This window comes from Janthinobacterium sp. SUN118, assembly GCF_030397695.1.
Taxonomy (GTDB): domain Bacteria; phylum Pseudomonadota; class Gammaproteobacteria; order Burkholderiales; family Burkholderiaceae_D; genus Janthinobacterium.
Genome location: NZ_JAPUBV010000005.1, coordinates 48,993 through 69,405 on the forward strand (window position 1 = coordinate 48,993; position 20,413 = coordinate 69,405).

At 63.3% G+C, this 20,413-nt stretch carries 15 protein-coding genes; 6 read left to right on the plus strand and 9 right to left on the minus strand.

From position 1 onward, the window contains the following. Positions 1–4: 4 nt before the first annotated feature. Positions 5–2,359, minus strand: coding sequence for a DNA translocase FtsK (locus O0880_RS24185; RefSeq protein WP_071324537.1), 2,355 nt, complete (start codon positions 2,357–2,359; stop codon positions 5–7). Between the two features lie 214 nt (positions 2,360–2,573). Between O0880_RS24185 and trxB the strand changes: the two genes are divergently transcribed. The 3 genes from trxB (at position 2,574) to O0880_RS24200 (ending at position 4,962) form a co-directional block, all read left to right on the plus strand. Further along, positions 2,574–3,527 carry a thioredoxin-disulfide reductase gene (trxB, locus tag O0880_RS24190; RefSeq protein ID WP_034786153.1) on the plus strand — a complete coding sequence of 318 codons (954 nt, stop codon included), beginning with the start codon at positions 2,574–2,576 and terminating at the stop codon, positions 3,525–3,527. A gap of 7 nt (positions 3,528–3,534) precedes the next feature. Then, positions 3,535–4,209: a Smr/MutS family protein gene (locus tag O0880_RS24195; protein ID WP_071324538.1), complete on the plus strand. Its 675-nt coding sequence runs from the start codon at positions 3,535–3,537 to the stop codon at positions 4,207–4,209. A gap of 123 nt (positions 4,210–4,332) precedes the next feature. Further along, positions 4,333–4,962, plus strand: coding sequence for a trimeric intracellular cation channel family protein (locus O0880_RS24200; RefSeq protein ID WP_071324539.1), 630 nt, complete (start codon positions 4,333–4,335; stop codon positions 4,960–4,962). Between the two features lie 169 nt (positions 4,963–5,131). Here O0880_RS24200 and O0880_RS24205 read toward each other — a convergent pair whose 3' ends face one another. Both O0880_RS24205 and O0880_RS24210 read right to left on the minus strand, forming a co-directional pair. Then, positions 5,132–5,470: a P-II family nitrogen regulator gene (locus tag O0880_RS24205; protein WP_034758685.1), complete on the minus strand. Its 339-nt coding sequence runs from the start codon at positions 5,468–5,470 to the stop codon at positions 5,132–5,134. A 173-nt stretch (positions 5,471–5,643) separates the two neighbouring features. Then, positions 5,644–7,260: an NAD+ synthase gene (locus O0880_RS24210; protein WP_071324540.1), complete on the minus strand. Its 1,617-nt coding sequence runs from the start codon at positions 7,258–7,260 to the stop codon at positions 5,644–5,646. 86 nt (positions 7,261–7,346) lie between these two features. Between O0880_RS24210 and O0880_RS24215 the strand changes: the two genes are divergently transcribed. Beyond that, positions 7,347–8,492, plus strand: a complete 1,146-nt coding sequence (locus tag O0880_RS24215) for a GNAT family N-acetyltransferase (RefSeq protein ID WP_289889356.1) — start codon at positions 7,347–7,349, stop codon at positions 8,490–8,492. Positions 8,493–8,554: 62 nt separating this feature from the next. On the opposite strand, the gene O0880_RS24220 is transcribed toward O0880_RS24215, so the two are convergent. Together O0880_RS24220 and ppa are read right to left on the minus strand one after the other, a co-directional pair. Further along, entirely contained in the window at positions 8,555–9,136 is a 582-nt protein-coding gene (locus tag O0880_RS24220; RefSeq protein ID WP_289889167.1) for an HdeD family acid-resistance protein, read from the minus strand. A gap of 191 nt (positions 9,137–9,327) precedes the next feature. Beyond that, complete coding sequence (gene ppa / locus O0880_RS24225) at positions 9,328–9,876, minus strand: inorganic diphosphatase (protein WP_289889168.1); 549 nt, start codon at positions 9,874–9,876, stop codon at positions 9,328–9,330. 670 nt (positions 9,877–10,546) lie between these two features. Here ppa and O0880_RS24230 point away from each other — a divergent pair. Next, complete coding sequence (locus O0880_RS24230; RefSeq protein ID WP_289889169.1) at positions 10,547–12,991, plus strand: membrane-bound PQQ-dependent dehydrogenase, glucose/quinate/shikimate family; 2,445 nt, start codon at positions 10,547–10,549, stop codon at positions 12,989–12,991. A gap of 86 nt (positions 12,992–13,077) precedes the next feature. Here O0880_RS24230 and O0880_RS24235 read toward each other — a convergent pair whose 3' ends face one another. The 4 genes from O0880_RS24235 to hemC are packed head-to-tail and all read right to left on the minus strand — an operon-like array spanning position 13,078 to position 17,179. Then, positions 13,078–14,274: a heme biosynthesis protein HemY gene (locus O0880_RS24235; RefSeq protein WP_083411930.1), complete on the minus strand. Its 1,197-nt coding sequence runs from the start codon at positions 14,272–14,274 to the stop codon at positions 13,078–13,080. Positions 14,275–14,278: 4 nt separating this feature from the next. Beyond that, positions 14,279–15,427: a uroporphyrinogen-III C-methyltransferase gene (locus tag O0880_RS24240; RefSeq protein ID WP_071324546.1), complete on the minus strand. Its 1,149-nt coding sequence runs from the start codon at positions 15,425–15,427 to the stop codon at positions 14,279–14,281. Then, a complete protein-coding gene (locus O0880_RS24245; RefSeq protein ID WP_289889170.1) occupies positions 15,424–16,206 on the minus strand; it encodes a uroporphyrinogen-III synthase in 783 nt (260 codons plus the stop codon). Before O0880_RS24245 ends, O0880_RS24240 begins: the two co-directional genes overlap by 4 nt. After that, a complete protein-coding gene (gene hemC, locus O0880_RS24250; RefSeq protein WP_289889357.1) occupies positions 16,199–17,179 on the minus strand; it encodes a hydroxymethylbilane synthase in 981 nt (326 codons plus the stop codon). Before hemC ends, O0880_RS24245 begins: the two co-directional genes overlap by 8 nt. A gap of 279 nt (positions 17,180–17,458) precedes the next feature. On the opposite strand from hemC, the gene ppc reads away from it, so the two are divergent. Further along, positions 17,459–20,299 carry a phosphoenolpyruvate carboxylase gene (gene ppc / locus O0880_RS24255; RefSeq protein WP_289889171.1) on the plus strand — a complete coding sequence of 947 codons (2,841 nt, stop codon included), beginning with the start codon at positions 17,459–17,461 and terminating at the stop codon, positions 20,297–20,299. Positions 20,300–20,413 lie beyond the last annotated feature (114 nt).

A 20,413-nucleotide genomic window follows, 5' to 3' on the forward strand; every position in this document is an offset into this window, starting at 1 on the left:
ACTCTTATTCCGCACTTGCCGCCGGCACCAGGATTTCCCGGTTGCCATTGGATTGCATGGTTGACACTACCCCGCTCTGCTCCATCTGCTCGAGCAGACGGGCGGCGCGGTTGTAGCCGATGCGCAAATGGCGCTGCACCAGCGAAATCGAAGCGCGGCGGTTTTTCAGCACCACCGCCACGGCCTGGTCGTACAGGGCATCGGCCTCGCCGCCGCCCTCGCCCGCGGCACCGCCTTCGGCGCCGTCGCCTTCCAGGGTGCCGCCTTCGAGGATGCCCTCGATGTAATTCGGTTCGCCCTGCAGCTTCAAATGGCTGACGACGCGATGCACTTCCTCATCGGACACAAACGCGCCGTGCACGCGCATCGGCAAGCCCGTGCCGGGCGGCATGTACAGCATGTCGCCCATGCCCAGCAAGGTTTCCGCGCCCATCTGGTCCAGAATCGTGCGCGAATCGATCTTCGACGATACCTGGAAGGCGATACGCGTTGGAATGTTGGCCTTGATCAGCCCCGTGATCACGTCTACAGATGGGCGCTGCGTGGCCAGAATCAAGTGCAAACCGGCGGCGCGCGCCTTTTGCGCGATACGCGCGATCAACTCCTCGACTTTTTTGCCCACCACCATCATCAGGTCGGCCAGCTCGTCGATGATGATGACGATGGTCGGCAGTTTTTCCAGCGGTTCCGGCGAGTCCGGCGTCAGGCTGAACGGATTCGGGATGTGCTCTTCGCGCTTTTTCGCGTCGGCAATCTTCGCGTTGTAGCCGGCCAGGTTGCGCACGCCCATCTTGCTCATCAGCTTGTAGCGGCGCTCCATCTCGTTCACGGCCCAGTTCAGCGCGTGGCCCGCCTGGCGCATGTCGGTGACGACGGGCGCCAGCAAATGCGGAATGCCTTCGTAGACGGACATCTCCAGCATCTTCGGATCGATCAAAATCAGGCGCACGTCGAGCGGGTCGGATTTGTACAGCAGCGACAGTATCGTCGCATTGATGCCGACCGACTTGCCGGAACCGGTGGTGCCGGCCACCAGCAAGTGGGGCATCTTGGCCAGGTCGGCGACGACGGGCTTGCCGGCGATATCCTTGCCCAGCGCAATCGTCAGGCTGGACACGCCATCGTTGTAGACCTTGGAGCCGAGGATTTCCGTCAGGCGCACGATCTGGCGCTTGCTGTTCGGCAGCTCCAGCGCCATGTAATTCTTGCCGGGTATGGTTTCCACGACGCGGATCGACGTCAAGGACAGCGAACGGGCCAGGTCGCGCGCCAGGCCCACGATCTGGCTGCCCTTGACGCCCGTGGCCGGCTCGATTTCATAGCGCGTGACGACGGGCCCGGGGTAAGCGGCCACTACCTTGGCATCCACGCCAAAGTCGGACAATTTCTTTTCGATCAGGCGGCTCGTGAATTCCAGGGTTTCCACGGACACCGTTTCCACCACGGGCGGCGCTTCATCGAGCAAGGACAGCGGCGGCAGCTTGCCATCGCCGAGTCCCTCGAACAGATGCGCCTGGCGCTCCTTTTCCACGCGCTCCGACTTCACGACGGTAACCACCTGCGGCTCGATCTTCATCGGTGGCGCGGCCACGTGCTTTTCCACGTGCTTGGCCCGTTCGATGACCACCACCTCGTCGCGGCGCACGGCGGCCACTTCGCCCTGGCGGCGGTCTTCGCGGTCCTGGTAGCGCAGCACGAACCAGTTGAACGCATCTTCGATGGCGCCGCCGATGCGCTCGGCCACTTGCAGCCAGGACACATGGAAGAACAGGGAAAAGCCCAGGCCGAACAGCAGCAACAGCAGCAAGGTGGCGCCCGTGAAGCCGAAGGCCACATGGGCCGAGTGGCCGATCAGCTGGCCCAGCACGCCGCCCGGATCGCGCGGCAGCTGCACGTGCAGGCTCTTCGCCATGCGCAGGTATTCGAGGCCCATGCTGCCGATCAGCATGATGGAGAAGCCGACGATGCGGATCAGCATCTCGACATGGTGCTCGCGCTCCACCTCTTCCTCTTCCAGCAGGAAGCGCTTACTCAGGCGGCGGTAGCCATTCCACACGGTGCGCAGCAGCCACACGCACCACCACCAGGCGGAAAAACCGAAGATATACAGCAACAAATCGGAAAAGGTCGCCCCCAGCTTGCCGCCCAGGTTGGCCACCTTGTCGACGTTGGTGGCGTGCGACCAGCCCGGGTCGAGCTTGTTGAAGCTGGCCAGTATCAGCACGAAATACAGGGCAAACGCGGCCAGCGCGAACCAGCGCGCCTCGGACAGCAGCCGCACCAGCCGGTTCGGCAGGGGCCGGCGTTCGACCGGTTTACGGGTGTAACTATTCTGGGTGGCCTGGGCTGGTTTAGTCATTCTGGGAAGCGCTGCAAGGTGATAAATGTTTCTGAAAGGGAATTTCCCATAATAAGGATGTATTCTAAGCCATATATGCCGACCACGGCCCCACGATTCGTCGCCACAGGCGGCTTGGTCTATAATCCGGGATTGCTTGCGCAAGCGCAATACGCCCTTGTTCTTCGCGCGTATGCCCCCAATTCGGATAGACCACACTCATAGAGAAGCTCCCATGACTACTACCAAACACGCCCGCGTCTTGATTCTTGGTTCCGGCCCCGCCGGCTACAGCGCCGCCGTCTACGCCGCGCGCGCCAATCTGAACCCGATGCTGGTGACCGGCGTGGAACAAGGCGGCCAGCTGATGACCACCACCGACGTGGAAAACTGGCCAGGCGACCCGATGGGCGTGCAAGGCCCGGACCTGATGCAGCGCCTGTTGCAGCACGCCGAGCGCTTCAATACCGAGATCGTGTTTGACCATATCCACACCACCTTCCTGAATGAAAAACCGATCCGCCTGAAGGGCGACAGCCACGAATACACGTGCGATACCCTGATCATCGCCACGGGCGCGTCCGCGCAATACCTGGGCCTGCCGTCGGAAGCGGAATTCATGGGCAAGGGCGTGTCCGCCTGCGCCACCTGCGACGGTTTCTTCTACCGCAACCAGGAAGTGGCCGTCGTCGGCGGCGGCAACACGGCCGTCGAGGAAGCGCTGTACCTGTCGAATATCGCCAATAAGGTCACCCTGATCCACCGCCGCGACAAGTTCCGCGCCGAAGCGATCCTGATCGACCGCCTGAACGCCAAGGTTGCCGAAGGCAAGATCGTGTTGAAATATAACCACACTCTGGATGAAGTGACGGGCAACGAAGGCGGCGTGACGGGCCTGAACATCAAGTCGACCATCGACGGCAAGGTCGAGGCGCTGTCCGTGCACGGCGTCTTCATCGCCATCGGTCACAAGCCGAACACGGGCATCTTCGAAGGCCAGCTGGAGATGCACAACGGCTACATCAAGACGAAAACGGGCCTGGAAGGCATGGCCACGGCCACCAGCGCGCCGGGCGTGTTCGCCGCCGGCGACGTGCAAGACCATATCTACCGCCAGGCCATCACCAGCGCCGGCACGGGTTGCATGGCAGCACTGGACGCCCAGCGCTACCTGGAAGGCCAGGAGTAAGCGTCGCATGGCGTCGATGAAAGACTTTGCCGACCTGAAAGCGGTCAGCAAGCAGCTCAAGGAACAGGCGGACGCGCGCGCCCAGGCCGAAGCCGAGCGCATCAAGCAGGTCAAGGTGCAGGCCGTGGAGAGCAATCTGTTCAAGGCCAGCATCGGCGGCGTCAAGCGCCTGCCCGAATCGGACCGCTACGTGCCCAGCCTGCCCAAGGCGGGCGCGACAAGCGCCCAGCAGCCGGCGCGCAAGCTGACGCCGGAAGAGGATGATGCGGCCGTGCTGCGCGAGTCGCTGTCGGACTTGTTCGAAGTCGACCATTACCTGGAAAACGATCCGGCCCTGAACTACGCCCGCCCCGGCGTGGGGCCGGACGTGGTGAAGAAGATGCGCAAGGGCCACTGGCCCATCCAGGACGAGCTGGACTTGCACGGCTTGCGCCGCGACGAGGCGCGCGACGGCATCGGCGCCTTCCTGAACCAGGCAACGCGGCGCAAGCTGCGCTGCGTGCGCGTGATCCACGGCAAGGGTTTCGGCTCGAAAGGCCAGGAACCCGTGCTCAAGTCCATGGTGCACAGCTGGCTCGTGCAAAAGGATGAAGTCATCGCCTTTTGCCAGGCGCGCCGCTCCGAGGGGGGCGATGGGGCGCTCGTCGTGCTGCTCTCCGCAGCCTTGCAGCCCGTCCGCTAGGCTTGTCAGCAAGCAATTTCCATTCAGTCACCCGTTCCACACCGCACACGGCCCCGTTTGTCACCATTCGGGGCCGTGTCATGTTAACCTGTGACAATTATTTCCTGCCCTCGCGCTCCGCCCATGATGCCACCCCAATTGCCGCCTGGCTCGCTGATCAAGATCATCGAGGTCATCGCCATCCTGGTGGGCGCGTTTTCCGGTTTCATCGAAGCGCGCCGCAAGCGCATGGACCTGGTCGGCGTCTTCGTCGTGGCCTTCATCACGGCGTTCGGCGGCGGCACGCTGCGCGACATCCTGCTCGACAAGCGCCCCCTGTTCTGGGTCTCGCACCAGGAATACGCGATTCTGATCTTCGTGCTGGCCCTGACGGCCGCGCCCCTGATCCAGCACCTGCGCCAGATCGTCTCGGAACGCCTGATCGTCGTGGCCGACGCCATCGGCCTGGGCATGTTCGCCATCGCCGGGGTCGCTGAAGCGATGCGCGCCGGCATGCCGATCTTTATCGCCTCGATGATGGGTGTGATTACGGGAATCTTTGGCGGCGTGATGCGCGACATCGTGTGCAACGAAGTGCCGATGGTGTTCCGCGACGGCAAACCCTACGCCATCTGCGCGTTTTTCGGCTGCTGGGCCTATTTGCTGCAGATGCATTTCGGCGCCGAGCACGACTTCGCGCTGTGGACCAGCGCCAGCGGCATCACCATCTTGCGCCTGATCTGCTGGAAATTCGATATGCGGCTGGGGCGCTGAACGGCGCTGATGCGTAATCCAGCAATCTTACTGGCAACTCATGTCGGATTACGCGCACGCGCTAATCCGACCTACGGCCTGCAAGGATGCGCGATGAATCGCGTAGGTCGGATCAGGCTCAAAGAGCCGTCATCCGACAACATTGTTGGCGTTGCCCCAGCAAGAAAACTTAAACTGCGTCCGGCCCAGTTTCGCCCGTGCGGATACGGATGACCTGCTCCACGTCGCGCACGAAGATCTTGCCATCGCCAATCTTGCCCGTGCGGGCTGCCTTGATGATGGCGTCGACCACCAGTTCCGACACGCTGTCATCGACCACCACTTCCACTTTGACTTTCGGCAGGAAATCGACCACGTACTCGGCGCCACGGTACAGCTCGGTATGACCCTTCTGGCGGCCAAAGCCCTTCACTTCCGTCACGGTCAAGCCCGTCACGTTCACATCGGCCAGCGCTTCGCGTACTTCGTCGAGCTTGAATGGTTTGATGATGGCTGTAATCTGCTTCATGGCTTTCTCCTTATTGATAATCGTCAATTCTTAACTAGCTGGCTTAACGGGATCCCGCAAAACCGTAGCGAGCAAGTGCAATACCGGGTGGCGTAGCGGAGCCGCACTGGAGTACGGCGAGCAACGGCTACCCGGCAGTGAGTTGCGCAGCAGCTTGGGCGGGACTCCCCACGTTATTCGTAAAACTTCGACGTAATGGGGTAGCGCCAGTCGCGGCCAAAGCCACGGTGCGTGACGCGGATGCCCACCGGCGACTGACGCCGCTTGTATTCATTGATCTTGATCAAGCGCGTGACGCGGGCCACATCGGCCGGCGGGTAGCCAGCCTCGATAATTTCGGCGATCGGCCGATTTTCTTCCATATACAGCTGCATGATGCCGTCGAGTACGTCATATGGCGGCAGCGAATCCTGGTCCAGCTGGTCGGCGCGCAATTCGGCCGACGGTCCGCGCGTCAATATGCGCTCGGGTATCACGTCCGAGACGCTGTTACGGTAGGCGCACAGACGGTACACGAGGGTCTTGGCGATATCCTTGATGACGGCAAAGCCGCCCGCCATGTCGCCGTACAGGGTGCAATAACCGACGGCCATCTCGCTCTTGTTGCCGGTCGTCAGCACGATACTGCCATGCTTGTTCGACAGGGCCATCAGCAAGGTGCCGCGGATGCGCGCCTGGATGTTCTCTTCCGTCGCATCTTCCGCCAGTCCCGCGAACTCGCCGGCCAGGGTGGCGCGGAAGGCGTCGAAAGTTTGCTTGATCGGAATTTCATCGTAGCGCACATCGAGGCGTTTTACCATGTCGCGCGAATCGATCCACGAGATATCGGCCGTGAATTGCGACGGCATCATGACGGCGCGCACCTTGTCGGCGCCCAGCGCATCGACGGCGATGGCCAGGGTCAGCGCCGAATCGACACCGCCCGACATGCCGATCAGCACGCCTGGGAAGCCGTTCTTGCCTATATAGTCGCGCACGCCCAGCACCAGCGCCTGGTACACCTGCGCTTCCGTGCTCAACGGTGCAGCCAGTTGCTGCGGAACGGGCGTGGCGCCGTCGAATTCGACGAGCTGCAAGTCTTCCTCGAAATGGCGCAGCTGGGCGCAGATCGTGCCGGCCGCATCCATGACGAACGAGTCGCCATCGAAGATCAGTTCATCCTGGCCGCCGACCAGGTTGGCGTACACGAGGGCCATGCCTTGCGCGCTGACGTTCTTGCGCATGGTTTCATAGCGCAGATGCTGCTTGTTCATATGGTATGGCGAGCCGTTCGGCACCAGCAGCACTTGCGCGCCGGCCGCGCGGGCGCGCATGGGCGCGTGCTCGAACCACGTGTCTTCGCAGATATTGATACCGAAACGCACGCCTTTCACGCCAAACACGAAAGCCTGGTCGGACGAGGTGAAGTAGCGCTTTTCATCGAATACGGTGGTGTTCGGCAAGTCGTGCTTGCGGTAGGTGCCCAGCACTTCGCCGTTCAGCAGCACGGAGGCGGCGTTGTGGCGCACGCCCTTCTCGTCCTGCAGCGGCAAGCCCACCACCACGTGCAAATCCTTGAACTGGGCCAGGTCGGCAGCCAGCTCGGCAAACGCCTGCTGCGTTTTTGCGTAGAATGCATTGCGCAGCAACAGGTCCTCGGGCGGATAGCCGACCAGCGACAGTTCCGGCGTGAGCACGATATCGGCTCCCGCCTCGAACGCGCGGCGGGAAAGGTCGAAGATCTTGGCACGGTTGCCGGCCAGATCGCCGACCGTACTATTCATTTGAGCAATTGCGACTTTGACTGTCATGATGATGGATATTTCGCTTATTAAACAAGACGGTGGCGCACAGGCCGATGGTGGCGCCCCGAGAGTGATGAATGCACACTACAACAATGAATTATCGCACGGCTATCGTCTCTACCCTGGCTGAAATTGGCGAAGCGGCCTGGTCCGAACTGCTGGCGTGCCAGCTGGACGCCAATCCCTTCCTCTCCTACGCCTTTTTGCACGCGCTGCACGAGTCCGGCTGCGCCAGCGCCGACACGGGCTGGCAGCCGAATTACCTCGTGCTGTGGCAGGGCGAGACCCTGGCCGCCGCCCTGCCCCTGTACCTGAAGTCGCACTCGTATGGCGAATATGTGTTCGACTGGGCCTGGGCCGATGCGTATCAGCAACATGGCCTCGAATATTACCCGAAACTGCTGTCGGCGATTCCGTTTACGCCCGTCAGCGGCACGCGCCTGCTGGCCCGCGACGGCCAGGCGCGCGCCGCCCTGCTGGCCTTCCTGCAGGCGCAGCAGCAAGCCAGCGACGTCTCGTCCTGCCACATCCTGTTCCCGCCGGAAAGCGAGGCGCGCCAGCTGGCGCAGGCCGGTTACCTGATGCGTAGCGGCGTGCAGTTTCACTGGCTCAATCCCGGCTATACGGATTTCGAACAATTCCTCGCCACCCTGGAACACAGGAAACGCAAGAATATCCGCGCCGAGCGGCGCAAGGTGAGCGAGGCCGGCGTCACCCTGCGCCAGGTGCGGGGCGTGGACGCCACGGATGCCGACTGGAAACTGTTCCACTGCTGCTACAGCAATACCTATGCGGAACACCGCTCCTCGCCCTATTTGTCGCTCGATTTCTTCCTGCGCATAGGTTTCAGCATGCCGCAGAACATTTTACTGGTGATCGCCGAGCGCGAAGACCGGGCCATTGCCGCCTCGCTGCTGATCCACACGGCCGACACCCTGTACGGCCGCTACTGGGGCGCGCTCGAACACGTGCCCTGCCTGCATTTCGAGACGGCGTATTACCAGCCGCTGGAGTTTTGCATCGCCAACGGCATCGCCACCTTCGAAGGCGGCGCGCAGGGCGAGCACAAGATGGCGCGCGGTTTCCTGCCGCAAAAGACGTGGTCCGCCCACTGGCTGGCGCACCCCGCGTTTGCCGACGCCGTGCAGCGCTTCCTCGAGCGCGAACGGGGCGGCATCGATGCCTACCTCGATGAATTGAACGAGCACAGCCCGTTTCGCGCGGCAGCGGCACCCTGAAAGCAAAAGCGCTCCCGGCCGGCTGGCGGGGAGCGCTCGTCATCACGCGTACGCAGGCGGAATCAGGCGGCCGAGCGCCCCGAACTGCCGCCGAAGGCGCCATCCTTCTTCAGCTTGTAGGCGCGCCATGCCAAGGTCAGCAGCAAGATGCCCGTCAGCAAGGCATACACGCCGATCATCCACACGAGGGCGAAGGTGCCGGCGGCCGGAAACATGAGGATCAGGATGCCGAAGGCGATGGAAATGAGGGCATTGAGCACCAGCAGCCATTCGCCCTGGAGGACCTTGCGCAGGCGGATCGCCAGCACGATATCGAACACACCCGAGACCAGCGCATTGACGCCGATCATGACGATCAAGGCAAACGTCGTCAGCAGCGGGTTCATGATGGTCAAAATACCCACGGCCAGGCCGCAGATGCCCAGCAGCAGCAAGGCCCACCAGTCGCCGCCATGCTTGCGGTTGCTGAAGGCGCCGACGACGGAAACGCCGCCACCGAGCAGCGCATACACGGCAAACACGGTCAGCAACGACAATACCGTCACGCCGGGCCAGGCCAGGGTAATCGCGCCAAAGGCGATCGCCGCCGCGCCGCGCAGGGCCAACACCCACCATGAGCGCATCAATAAATGCTCAGAATACATACCACCTCCCGGTTATCACTACAAATTAACTTTTCGATAATATTTTAGGCGTGAAAAAGCCATCATCCCATCGGAAAGAGTTATGTTGTGGCAATAAAAAAGCGCACCCGGCCATCATAGCAGGGTGCGCTTTTTACTCGCACACGACAGAAAACCGGCGGCAAGCCGCGGTTGTCCGCGCAGCGTTTTAATTAGGAAGCAGCTTTTTCAGCATCGGCCTTGTAAGCGACAACGCCGCCGAGGATTTCTTCCTTGGCCACTTCAGGACCATACCAGCCGTCGATCTTGACCCATTTGCCTTTTTCCAGGTCTTTGTAGTGCTCGAAGAAGTGCTGGATCTGGCGCAGGCGCAGTTCGTTCAGATCTTCCGGCTTTTGCCAGTGGCTGTAGATCGACAGCACTTTATCGACTGGCACGGCCAGCACTTTCGCGTCTTCGCCCGACTCGTCGGTCATTTTCAGCACGCCGATAGGACGGCAGCGCACGACCACGCCCGGGATCAGCGGGAATGGGGTGATGACCAGCACGTCGACCGGGTCGCCGTCCGGCGACAGGGTGTTCGGCACGTAGCCGTAGTTGCACGGGTAGTGCATGGCGGTACCCATGAAGCGATCGACGAAGATCGCGCCGCTTTCCTTGTCGACTTCGTACTTGATCGGATCGGCGTTCATCGGGATTTCGATGACGACGTTGAAATCGTTCGGCAGGTCGCGGCCGGAAGAGACGTTATTCAAACTCATGGATTTTCCTTATAGCGGATTGTGTTTTAACCGCGTAATTATAGCGAAGTACAGGCAGCTTGTGCGATGCAGCAGCGGCCCATCAGCGTTTTGCGCCTCCCGCAAGCAACAGCCGCGGGAGGCGCCCGCCGGTGCGCGCGGCCTGTCCCGTTCTTGCCATTCCTGTCCGCCGCAGCTGTTCAGCCAGGGAATAAACGGACTGCGGGAAATAATAAGTAAAAACACTTAAGTAATACTACCGCCGCCGATAATTAATACCAGAACCACTTTTTAAATTTTCATTTCAATATCACCATGCCGAAACAATGGTTATTATCATCGGCATTGCATTTCTTGCAGCCACTTATAACAACAGTTTCACCATCATCAGTCCCGCAATGCCTCCGCATTATTACGCCGATGCTGCAATATCCCTTTAACTCCGCGGCCAGCCCGTCTTCCTGCCCAGCGCAGCCCCTCTTCCAGCATAATATTTGTTCTTATTTGAAGAGTTTATTTGATTCAAATGATGACCCCGTCAAAAAATAGCGCCAGCAAAAGAAAATCATCAGTTCTGATAAACTGTCACATTCTGGTGATTCCAAACTTTGTATATTCTGCAATCGACGCCTTCCCTGAATCCACTATGGCGCCATCAGCGCGCCACCGATAAATCCTTGCAAAAAGGAATATGATGATTCCCTCTTCCCGGCCCGGGCCTTTATTAAAGGTCACCGGCGTTATTTTCATTCTGTCTGGCCTCGCCCTGCTGGGCGGCGGCATCTGGCTGGCCAGTCTCGGCGGCTCCTGGTACTACCTGCTGGCCGGCATCGGCATGCTGGTCGCGGGCGTGCTCGTCTTCAAGGGCAAGCGCAGCGCGCAGCCCTTCCTCGCATTCTTGCTGACCGCCACCCTGATCTGGTCCCTGATTGAAGTGAAGTTCGACTGGTGGCAATTGCTGCCGCGCCTGGACATCTGGTTTGCCGCCGCCGTCTGGCTGCTGCTGCCCTTCGTCAGCCGCCGCCTGCATCCGCCCGCCGAGGGCGCGGCACAACAGGGCCATGCCGGCAAGACCGCGCTCAGCGCCGCCGTGGCGCTGACCGTCATCGCCGGCGTCATCGCCCTGTTCCAGGATTACCACGACCTGCATGGCGAAGTGCCGGCCGACAGCATGGCAGCCAGCGCCGCCGGCGATTTCGCCCCCGGCGTCGCGCACAATGACTGGTCCGCGTATGGCCGTTCCGGCTATGGCGACCGCTACGCGCCGGCGGCACAGATCACGCCCGCCAATATTTCTGGCCTGAAAGAAGCCTGGACCTATCACACGGGCGACTTCAAGGGGCCGAACGACCCGGGCGAGATCGCCAACGAAGTGACGCCGCTGAAGGTCAATGACATGCTGTACCTGTGCACGCCGCACAACATCGTCATCGCCCTGAACCCGGACACGGGCAAGGAGCTCTGGCGCCACGATCCGAAGATCAACCGCGATGCGGCCAGCTACCAGCACATGATCTGCCGCGGCGTCGCCTACTGGGACGTGAACGCAGGCCGCGCCAAAGACAATCCGGCGCCGCAGGCTTCCACCATGGAATGCCCGCGCCGCATCCTGGCGCCGACCATGGACGGCACCATGATCGCCGTGAATGCCGATACGGGCGAGTCGTGCAAGAGCTTTGGCGACAATGGCGTCGTCAACCTGTACAAGAACATGGCCATGATCAAGCGGGGCTTCCTGATGCCGACCTCGCCGCCGGCCGTGGCGCAGAACGTGGCCGTCATCGCCGCCAGCGTGACGGACAACCATTCGACGGAAGAACCGTCGGGCGTGGTCCGCGGCTACGATCCCGTCACCGGCAAGCTGCTGTGGAACTGGGACCCGGCCACGCCGGAAGATACGCAACCCTTCCCTGAAGGCAAGAACTACACCAACAACTCGCCCAATTCGTGGGGCGTGGCCAGCATCGATGAAAAGCTGGGCATGGTGTACATCCCCATGGGCAACGAAACCCCCGATACCTGGGGCGGCAACCGCAACAAGAACGGCGAGAAATACAACAGCGCCATCGTCGCGCTGGACCTGGCGACGGGCAAGGTGCGCTGGGCTTACCAGACCGTGCACCACGATATCTGGGACATGGATATCGGCGGCCAGCCGACCCTGGTCGACATCGACACGCCGAAAGGCAAAGTTCCTTCCGTCGTCGCCACGACGAAACGCGGCGACATCTATGTGATCGACCGCCGCGACGGCAGCCTGGTCGTGCCGGCGCCGGAAAAACCCGTGCCGACGAGCCGTCCGGCCGCCGGCGACACCCTGTCGCCCACGCAGCCATTCTCGGCCCTCACCTTCCTGCCTGAGCGCAACATCAGCGAAGCGGACATGTGGGGCACCACGCCGTTCGACCAGCTGGCGTGCCGCATCATCTTCAAGGAACGCCGCTATGAAGGCCCGTTCACGCCGCAAACGGCCGGCAAGGGCGCCGTCATTTCCCCCGGCCCCCTGGGCATCTTCGAATGGGGCGGCGCGGCCATCGACCCCGTGCGCCAGTTATTGATCGTCAATCCCGACTACATGGGCTTCCTGGAAAAACTCGTGCCGCGCGCGGAAACGACGGCCAAGGGCGGCACCGGCGGCGAAATGGGCTTGCAGCCGCAGACGGGCGTGCCGTTCGCCGTGGAAATCAAGGCCTTCCTCTCGCCGCTGGGCTTCCCATGCCAGGCGCCGCCATGGGGCTATGTGGCCGCCGTCGACCTGCGCACCATGAAAAAAGTGTGGATGCACAAGAACGGCACCACGCGCGACAGCGGTCCCGTGCCGATCCCGCTGCCGCTGGGCGTGCCCAGCCTGGGCGGCATGGTCACCACCGGCGGCGGCGTGACCTTCCTCAGCAGCACGCTCGACTACTACATCCGCGGCTATGACGTGCGCAACGGCAAGGTCATCTGGAAAGCGCGCCTGCCGGCAGGCGGCCAGGCCACGCCGATGAGCTATGTGTCGAACAAGTCGGGACGCCAGTTCGTCGTCGTCATGGCCGGCGGCCACGGTTCGCTGGGCACGAAGATGAGCGACACCCTGATCGCCTATGCCTTGCCGGAAGGTACGGCCGCACCGGCAACGGGGCAGAAGAAGTAAGGTAGCAGCGCACTCCGCCATGGAGTGCGCATAAAAAAAGCCGTTCAGTCTGCACTGAACGGCTTTTTGACGTCTGACACCTGCGCTTACAGGATGGTGGCCAGCGCGCACTGGCGGTAATGGGCGGCGGCTTGCTCCGTCTGCTGCAAGGCGTCGTGCATCTGCGCCAGCTTCAGGTGGGCGTCGCGCACCATCTGCGGCTCGTTCGCATCCGACAGCGCCTGCTCCAGGTGGCGCTGGGCCTTGCCCCAGAGTTTTTGCTTGAGGCACAGGGAGCCGAGGGTCAGCGCCAGTTCCGCGTCCAGCGGACGCTGTTTCAGCCACTGTTCGCAATGCTCGATCTGCAGCAGCAGGGCCGGCGTGCCGGCCGGCGCGGCCGCTTCGCGGTAGGCGCGCACGACGCGGTCGTCCCAGTCGGCGGCCAGCGATTCTTCGCACACGAGGCGCGCTTCGTCGTGCAGGCCGCGCGCATTCAGGGCCGTGGCGGCGCGGCAGGCGATGTAGGGCTTGACGCGGTCAGCGTTCGGCACCGTGGACCAGACGCGCAGCAGCGACTCGGCGTCATGCGACGGGTCGGACAGCAAATGGTCGTAGGCCAGCTCGCGCAGGCGCGAGGACAGGGCCGGATGCAGGGCGCGGTGCTTGTCGAGCGAACGCACGAGGCGCAGCACTTCGGGCCAGTTCTTCGCCTGCTGCTCGGCCTTGAGCGACCATTGCAGCGCATGGATATGGCGCGTGCCGCTGGCGTTCAGTTCGCGCACGGCGGCCAGCGCCGCTTCCGGCTGGTGGTCGTCGACCAGCAATTCCGTCACCGTCATCAGGCGCGCCGTCTTCAGGCTGGCATCGCCTTCGACGCGGGCCAGCCAGCTGTCGCGGCGTTCGGACTGGCGCATGCGGTGCGCGGCGCGCGCGCCGATCAGCGCGGCCAGGCCGGCGTTTTCATCGAGTTCGGCGGCGCGCAAGGCGGCTTTTTCCGCATGGCCGAAACGGCCTTCGAACAGGGCTTTCAAGGCTTCGCGCAAGCCCTTGTTGCCATCGCGTTCACGCTTGCGCTGGCGGTAGGCCGCCACTTGCGCCGGCATGCGCACGGTGGCGCGCACGGCGCGCACCAGCAGGTACAGCAGCACGAACAGCAGCACCTGCAGCAGCAGGAAGAAGTTCAGCGACAGGTCGATGCGGTACGGCGGATAGAACAGCACCACGTTGCCGGGGTTGAAACGGGCCGTCACGGCGATACCGATCGCTGCGGCCATCAGGGCGAGTAACCAGAGAAATAGACGCATGGGCTCAGGACTTCGCTTTGTAGTTGCGCACAGCCGTCAGGCTGTCGGACAAGGTCGGCATTTCGATGGCCAGGTTGCTGGCCTGCACCTGGCGCAGCAGGGCTTGCGCCGTCTGCGTGCTCTTGGCGCGCGTATCGAAATACTTGGCCAGCGCATCCTGGGCTGCGATCAAGTCGTTGCGGAAGGCCGTTTCATTGCGCGACAACAAGGCCATGCGCGCATTCAGCAGGCGCAGCTTGACGTTTTCGCGCAAGAAGTACGATTGCGTCGGCGACAGCATCAGCGCTTCCGGCGTATCGACTCTGCGGATGCGGATCAGCTGGCGCACGTCGTTCCACATGTCACCGCTCCACGTATTCCAGCCGTCGCGCACTTTTTGCAGCAGCGGTTCCGGCGCCGGCGGCCCCACCAGCTTGCCGGCGGCGTCGCGCACGGGCTTGGCCTTGCCCGGCTTTTCCGGCGCGGCCGGCAAGGCCGGCGTTTCGTCGGACAGCATCGGCAGGGAGTCGATCTGGGCGATCACGGCATCGAGGCGCAGGGCCACGCCCGTCGAATCGACGCTGGGCAGGGCCTTGAGTTTTTCCATGTCGCGGCCGATGGCGCGGCGGATGGTGATGAATTGCGGCTTGTCGGAACGCGACAGGCTGCGGTCCGCGTTCTGCAGGGCGATCAGCGCGCCCGGCACGTTGCCGGCCAGCTGCAGCTGCTGACTGGCCGTCGACAGCACTTGCTCGATTTCCGTCAGCGCCCACTCGTCGCGGTTCTTCGACAGGTCGTTATACAGTTGTTCCAGCGCCAGCTGCTGACTCTGGGTTTCGCTCTGGCGGTTTTCCAGCGCGCCCACCTTGATTTGCAGCTCTTTATTACCTTCTTGCACGTTGCGCGCCAGCACGCCCGTTTCGGCATTGCTGACATCGCCCTTTTGCAGGCGCTTGGCCACTTCTTCGCGCAGGTTGCGGATCTGCTTGCTGGTCGACCAGCTTTGCGCAGCCAGCAGCACCGCCAGTACGATGACGGCGATGCTCATGGGCTTTTGCAGCTGCTCGATCAAGCTCGGCGCGCGGCCGGCAGGTTGGTCGGCCGCCTGCGGCGCCGTCTTCACGGTGCTGCCAGGCGTGGCATTTGGTTCGGAGAGTGTAGGCATTTCGTTCATGGTCGTGATTGTAACGCGGCGAGCACTCCTGCGTCGCCTGATCCTGTCAAGGTGACCCGGGCAAAGCCCAGGGTGGCCGCCGTTTGGGCAATGCGGGCATGTGGCACGATCAGATGCTGCTGTTGCATTTTCACAACAGCCGTCTTTTCACCGCCCAATTCATCGAGCAGCGCCAGCAAGCCGCGCAGCGCTTCCGAGCTGGTGATGATCCAGTCGTTATTATGCTGCAACAAATTTTCCAGGGTCGCCCGCAAGGCCGGCGTCAGCCTTGGCACCTTGCGGCGATAGGCCGTGACGAACTCGACGGTGGCGCCGGCCGCGCGCAAGCCGTCGGCCAGGTAATCGCGTCCGCCGTCGCCGCGCACGATCAGCACGCGCTTGCCGCGCAGGGCCGGCAAGTCCAGCGCCAGCAGCAAGTGCTCGGAATCGCTGCGCGCCGCGTCGAGCGGGCTGGTGATCGTGGCGTTGGCGTCCGTGACGCCATGCGCGGCCAGCGCCAGGCGGCTGCCCTCGCCCACCACGGCCAGCGGCAAGCCGGCCGGCCAGGCGCGCAAGTGCGCGAAGACGCAGTCGATGGCGTTCGGCGAGACGAACGCCACCAGGTCATAGTCGGCCAGGCGGGCCAGCACGGCCAGCAGGTGCGCGCATTCCCGCTCGCCATCGAGCGCATGGATTTCCAGCAGCGGCAATCGCGTCACCGGCAAGCCCAGCGCCGCGACCTTGGCGGCCAGCGGCCCCGCCTGCGCCGCGGGCCGCGTGATCACCACGCTGTCAGGCATGCGGCGCCAGGCCTTCATGGTTGTCGGGAGTGACGGCGCACGAAGCGAGGATGCCGGCGGCGTCCTGCCCGCGCAGCAGCTCGGCCACCTGCTCGCCCAGCAGTTCCGGCGCGGCAGCGGCGCCAGTCACGTCGGCGCTGGCCATGCGCGCGCCATCGGGCGTGGCGACCATGGCGCGCAGGCGCATGCTGTCGCCGTCGACGGTGGCAAACGCGGCCAGCGGAATCTGGCAGCTGCCGCCGAAAATCTTCGACACCTTGCGCTCGGCCGTGACGGCTTGCGCCGTGGCCGCGTGGTTCAGCGGCGCCAGCAGGGCCGCCAGGTCGACGCCGTCGGCGCGCTGGCCGCGGATCTCGATCGCCATGGCGCCCTGGCCGGCGGCCGGCAGGCTGTCTTCCGGCGCCAGCACGGCGCGGATGCGCGACGCCAGGCCCAGGCGCTTCAGGCCGGCGGCGGCCAGGATGATGGCCGCATAATCGCCACGGTCGAGCTTGCCCAAACGCGTGTCAAGGTTGCCGCGCAGCGGCAGGATGGTCAGGTGCGGGTAGCGCGCGGCGATCAGCGACTGGCGGCGCAGGCTGCTCGTGCCCACGACGGCGCCGTGCGGCAGCTCGGCCAGGCTGGCGTAATCGTTGGAGACAAAGGCGTCGCGCGGGTCTTCGCGCTCGAGGATGGCGGCCAGCGCAAAGCCTTCGGGCAACTCCATCGGCACGTCTTTCAGCGAATGCACGGCCAGGTCGGCGCGCCCTTCCTCCATCGCCACTTCCAGTTCCTTGACGAACAGGCCCTTGCCGCCTACCTTGGACAAGGCGCGGTCGAGAATCTGGTCGCCGCGTGTGGTCATGCCGAGAATTTCGACGCTACACTGCGGATACAGTGCAGCCAGGCGCGCACGCACATGCTCGGCTTGCCACATGGCAAGACGGCTCTCGCGCGACGCGATCACCAGGCGGGCGGGAATAGTCGGCTTCAATTCGTTCGGGGTCAATTCGGATGCTTTCAAAACAAGTTCTTTCGCGGTCATTGTCATTGTCGTTGCGATTGTCGCTGCGATTGTCGTTGCCAGATATCAATTCGTATCGAAATGGGCTCTGGCGTCGCTATAATCGTTATCCCTTTGCCTAGAAGGCCAAGTCAGGCTAGCGTCCATGTTGAAGACCACAAATTTTATCATGCGCCCCCTCCCCCCTGCGGCTAAACGCCCGGTGCGATCCTCATTCCCTTGCTTTTACACCTACTTTGGTTCTTTATTATGCTCAATGACGCCGTAGCACCCGAAACCGCCGCCCCGGTCCCTGCCGACAAGGACGCGCCGCTGAAAGAAGATATCCGCCTGCTGGGCCGCCTGCTGGGCGACGTGCTGCGCGAACAGGAAGGCGACGCCGTCTTCAACGTGGTGGAAACCATCCGCCAGACCTCGGTGCGCTTCCGCCGCGAAGCGGACGCGGACGCGGCGCTGGAACTGGACGCCATGCTGAAGGAACTGAGCCGCGAACAGACGATTTCCGTCGTGCGCGCCTTTTCCTACTTTTCGCACCTGGCCAACATTGCGGAAGACCAGCACCACATCCGCCGCCGCCGCGCGCACCTGCTGGCCGGTTCGCCCGCGCAAAAGGGCAGCGTCAGCTTCGCGCTGAAAAAACTGCGCGCCGCCGGCGTGCCTCGCAAGACGGTCGACACCTTCTTCCAGGACGCGCTGATCGCGCCCGTGCTGACGGCCCACCCGACGGAAGTGCAGCGCAAGAGCATCCTCGACGCCGAGCACGACATCGCCCGCCTGCTGGCCGAACGCGACCTGCCGCTGACGCCGAAGGAGCGGCACGCCAACATGCAGCTGCTGCGCTCGCGCGTATCCACGCTGTGGCAGACGCGCATGCTGCGCTATTCGAAGCTGACGGTGGCCGACGAGATCGAAAACGCCCTGTCCTATTACCGCATCACCTTCCTGCGCGAGCTGCCGGGCCTGTACGACGACATCGAGGACGACATCGCCGCCGAATATCCGAACGGCGATGGCACGATCGAGCCCATCAATGCCGCCTACGTGCAGATGGGCAGCTGGATCGGCGGCGACCGCGACGGCAATCCGAACGTCAACGCGGGCACCATGCAGCATGCGCTGGCGCGCCACGCCACCACCATCCTCGACTTTTACCTCGACGAAGTGCACACGCTGGGCGCGGAACTGTCCGTCTCGACCCTGATGGTGGGCGTCAGCGGCGAACTGCAGGCGCTGGCCGACCAGTCGCCGGACGCCTCGCCGCACCGCAGCGACGAACCGTACCGCCGCGCCCTGATCGGCATCTATGCGCGCCTGGCCGCCACCGCGCGCGCCCTGGGCGCCACCAACATCCTGCGCAAGGAAGTGGGACCGGCCGCCGCCTACCCGGACGCGGCCGCGTTTGTCGCCGACCTGCGCACCATCGTCGCCTCGCTCGAAGCGCACCATGGCGCGGCCCTCGTGCGCCCGCGCCTGGCCACGCTGGCGCGCGCGGCCGACATCTTCGGCTTCCACCTGGCGTCGCTCGACATGCGCCAGACCTCCGACGTGCACGAGCGCGTGCTGGCCGACCTGTTCGCCAAGAGCGGCGTGGCGCCCGACTATGCGGCCCTGGCGGAAGACGCCAAGGAAGCGCTGCTGCTGAATGAACTGGCGCAGCCGCGCCTGCTGTATTCGCCCTACATCGCCTACGACGCGGAAACGGATTCCGAGCTGGCGATCCTGCGCGCGGCGCGCGACATCCGCCAGCGCTACGGCGCGCGGGCGATCCGCAACTACATCATCTCGCATACGGAAACCGTGTCCGACTTGCTGGAAGTGCTGCTGCTGCAAAAAGAAACGGGCTTGCTGCGCACCGACTGGCATGCTGGCGAGAGCACGTGCGAGCTGATGGTCATTCCCCTGTTCGAAACCATCCCCGACCTGCAGCGCGCGGCCGGCATCATGGGCCGCGTGATGGCCTTGCCGCTGGTCCGGCAACTGATCGCCAAACAGGGACAGTTGCAGGAAGTCATGCTCGGCTATTCCGATTCGAACAAGGATGGCGGCTTCCTCACGTCGAACTGGGAACTGTACAAGGCGGAACTGGCGCTGGTGGCCGACTTCCGGAAGGCTGGCGTCAAGCTGCGCCTGTTCCATGGCCGCGGCGGCACGGTGGGCCGTGGCGGCGGCCCCAGCTACGAAGCCATCCTGGCCCAGCCGCCGGGCACCGTCAACGGGCAGATCCGCCTGACGGAACAGGGCGAGATCATCGCCTCGAAGTTTTCCAACGCGGAAATCGGCCGGCGTAACCTGGAATTGCTGGTTGCCGCCACGCTGGAAGCGAGCCTGGCGCCGCAAGAGGTCAACCCGGCCCGCAACAGCCAGCTGGCGCGCTTCGAGGGCGTGATGGCGGAACTGTCGAACCTGGCCTACAAGGCCTATCGCGACCTCGTGTATGAAACGCCGGGGTTTACCGAGTATTTCTTCTCGGCCACGCCAATCGCCGAAATTGCCGAGCTGAACCTCGGTTCACGCCCCGCCTCGCGCAAGGCCAACCAGCGCATCGAAGACTTGCGCGCCATTCCCTGGGGCTTTTCCTGGGGGCAGTGCCGTTTGCTGCTGCCGGGCTGGTTCGGCTTTGGCAGCGCCATCCACGCCTGGATCAATGACGGCGAGACAGCGTCGAAGGACGACAAGATCGCCACCCTGCGCGCCATGTACGCGCAGTGGCCGTTCTTCGCCACCCTGCTGTCGAACATGGACATGGTGCTGGCCAAGACGGACCTGGCGATTGCCTCGCGCTACGCGGAACTGGTGGCCGACCAGGGCTTGCGCGAGCGCATCTACAAGCGCATCACGGACGAGCATGGCACTACCCTGCAATGCCTGGAGCTGATCACGGGCAACACGGAACGCCTGGCCGGCAACCCGCTGCTGGCCCGCTCCATCCAGAACCGCTTCGCCTACCTCGACCCGCTCAACCACTTGCAGGTGGAGTTAATCAAACGCAACCGCGCACTGTCGGCGGAAAGCAAGATCGATGAACGCGTGCACCGCGGCATCCAGCTGTCGATCAACGGCGTGGCGGCCGGCCTGCGCAACACGGGCTAGGACAGCCAGACGGGCAAGAAAATGGGGCCGGCGCAGCCAGGGCCGGCCCCTTGATTTCCTGTTGGAAAAATATTCTCAATAAAACAACAATTGGTATTACACTAGCGTCGAATA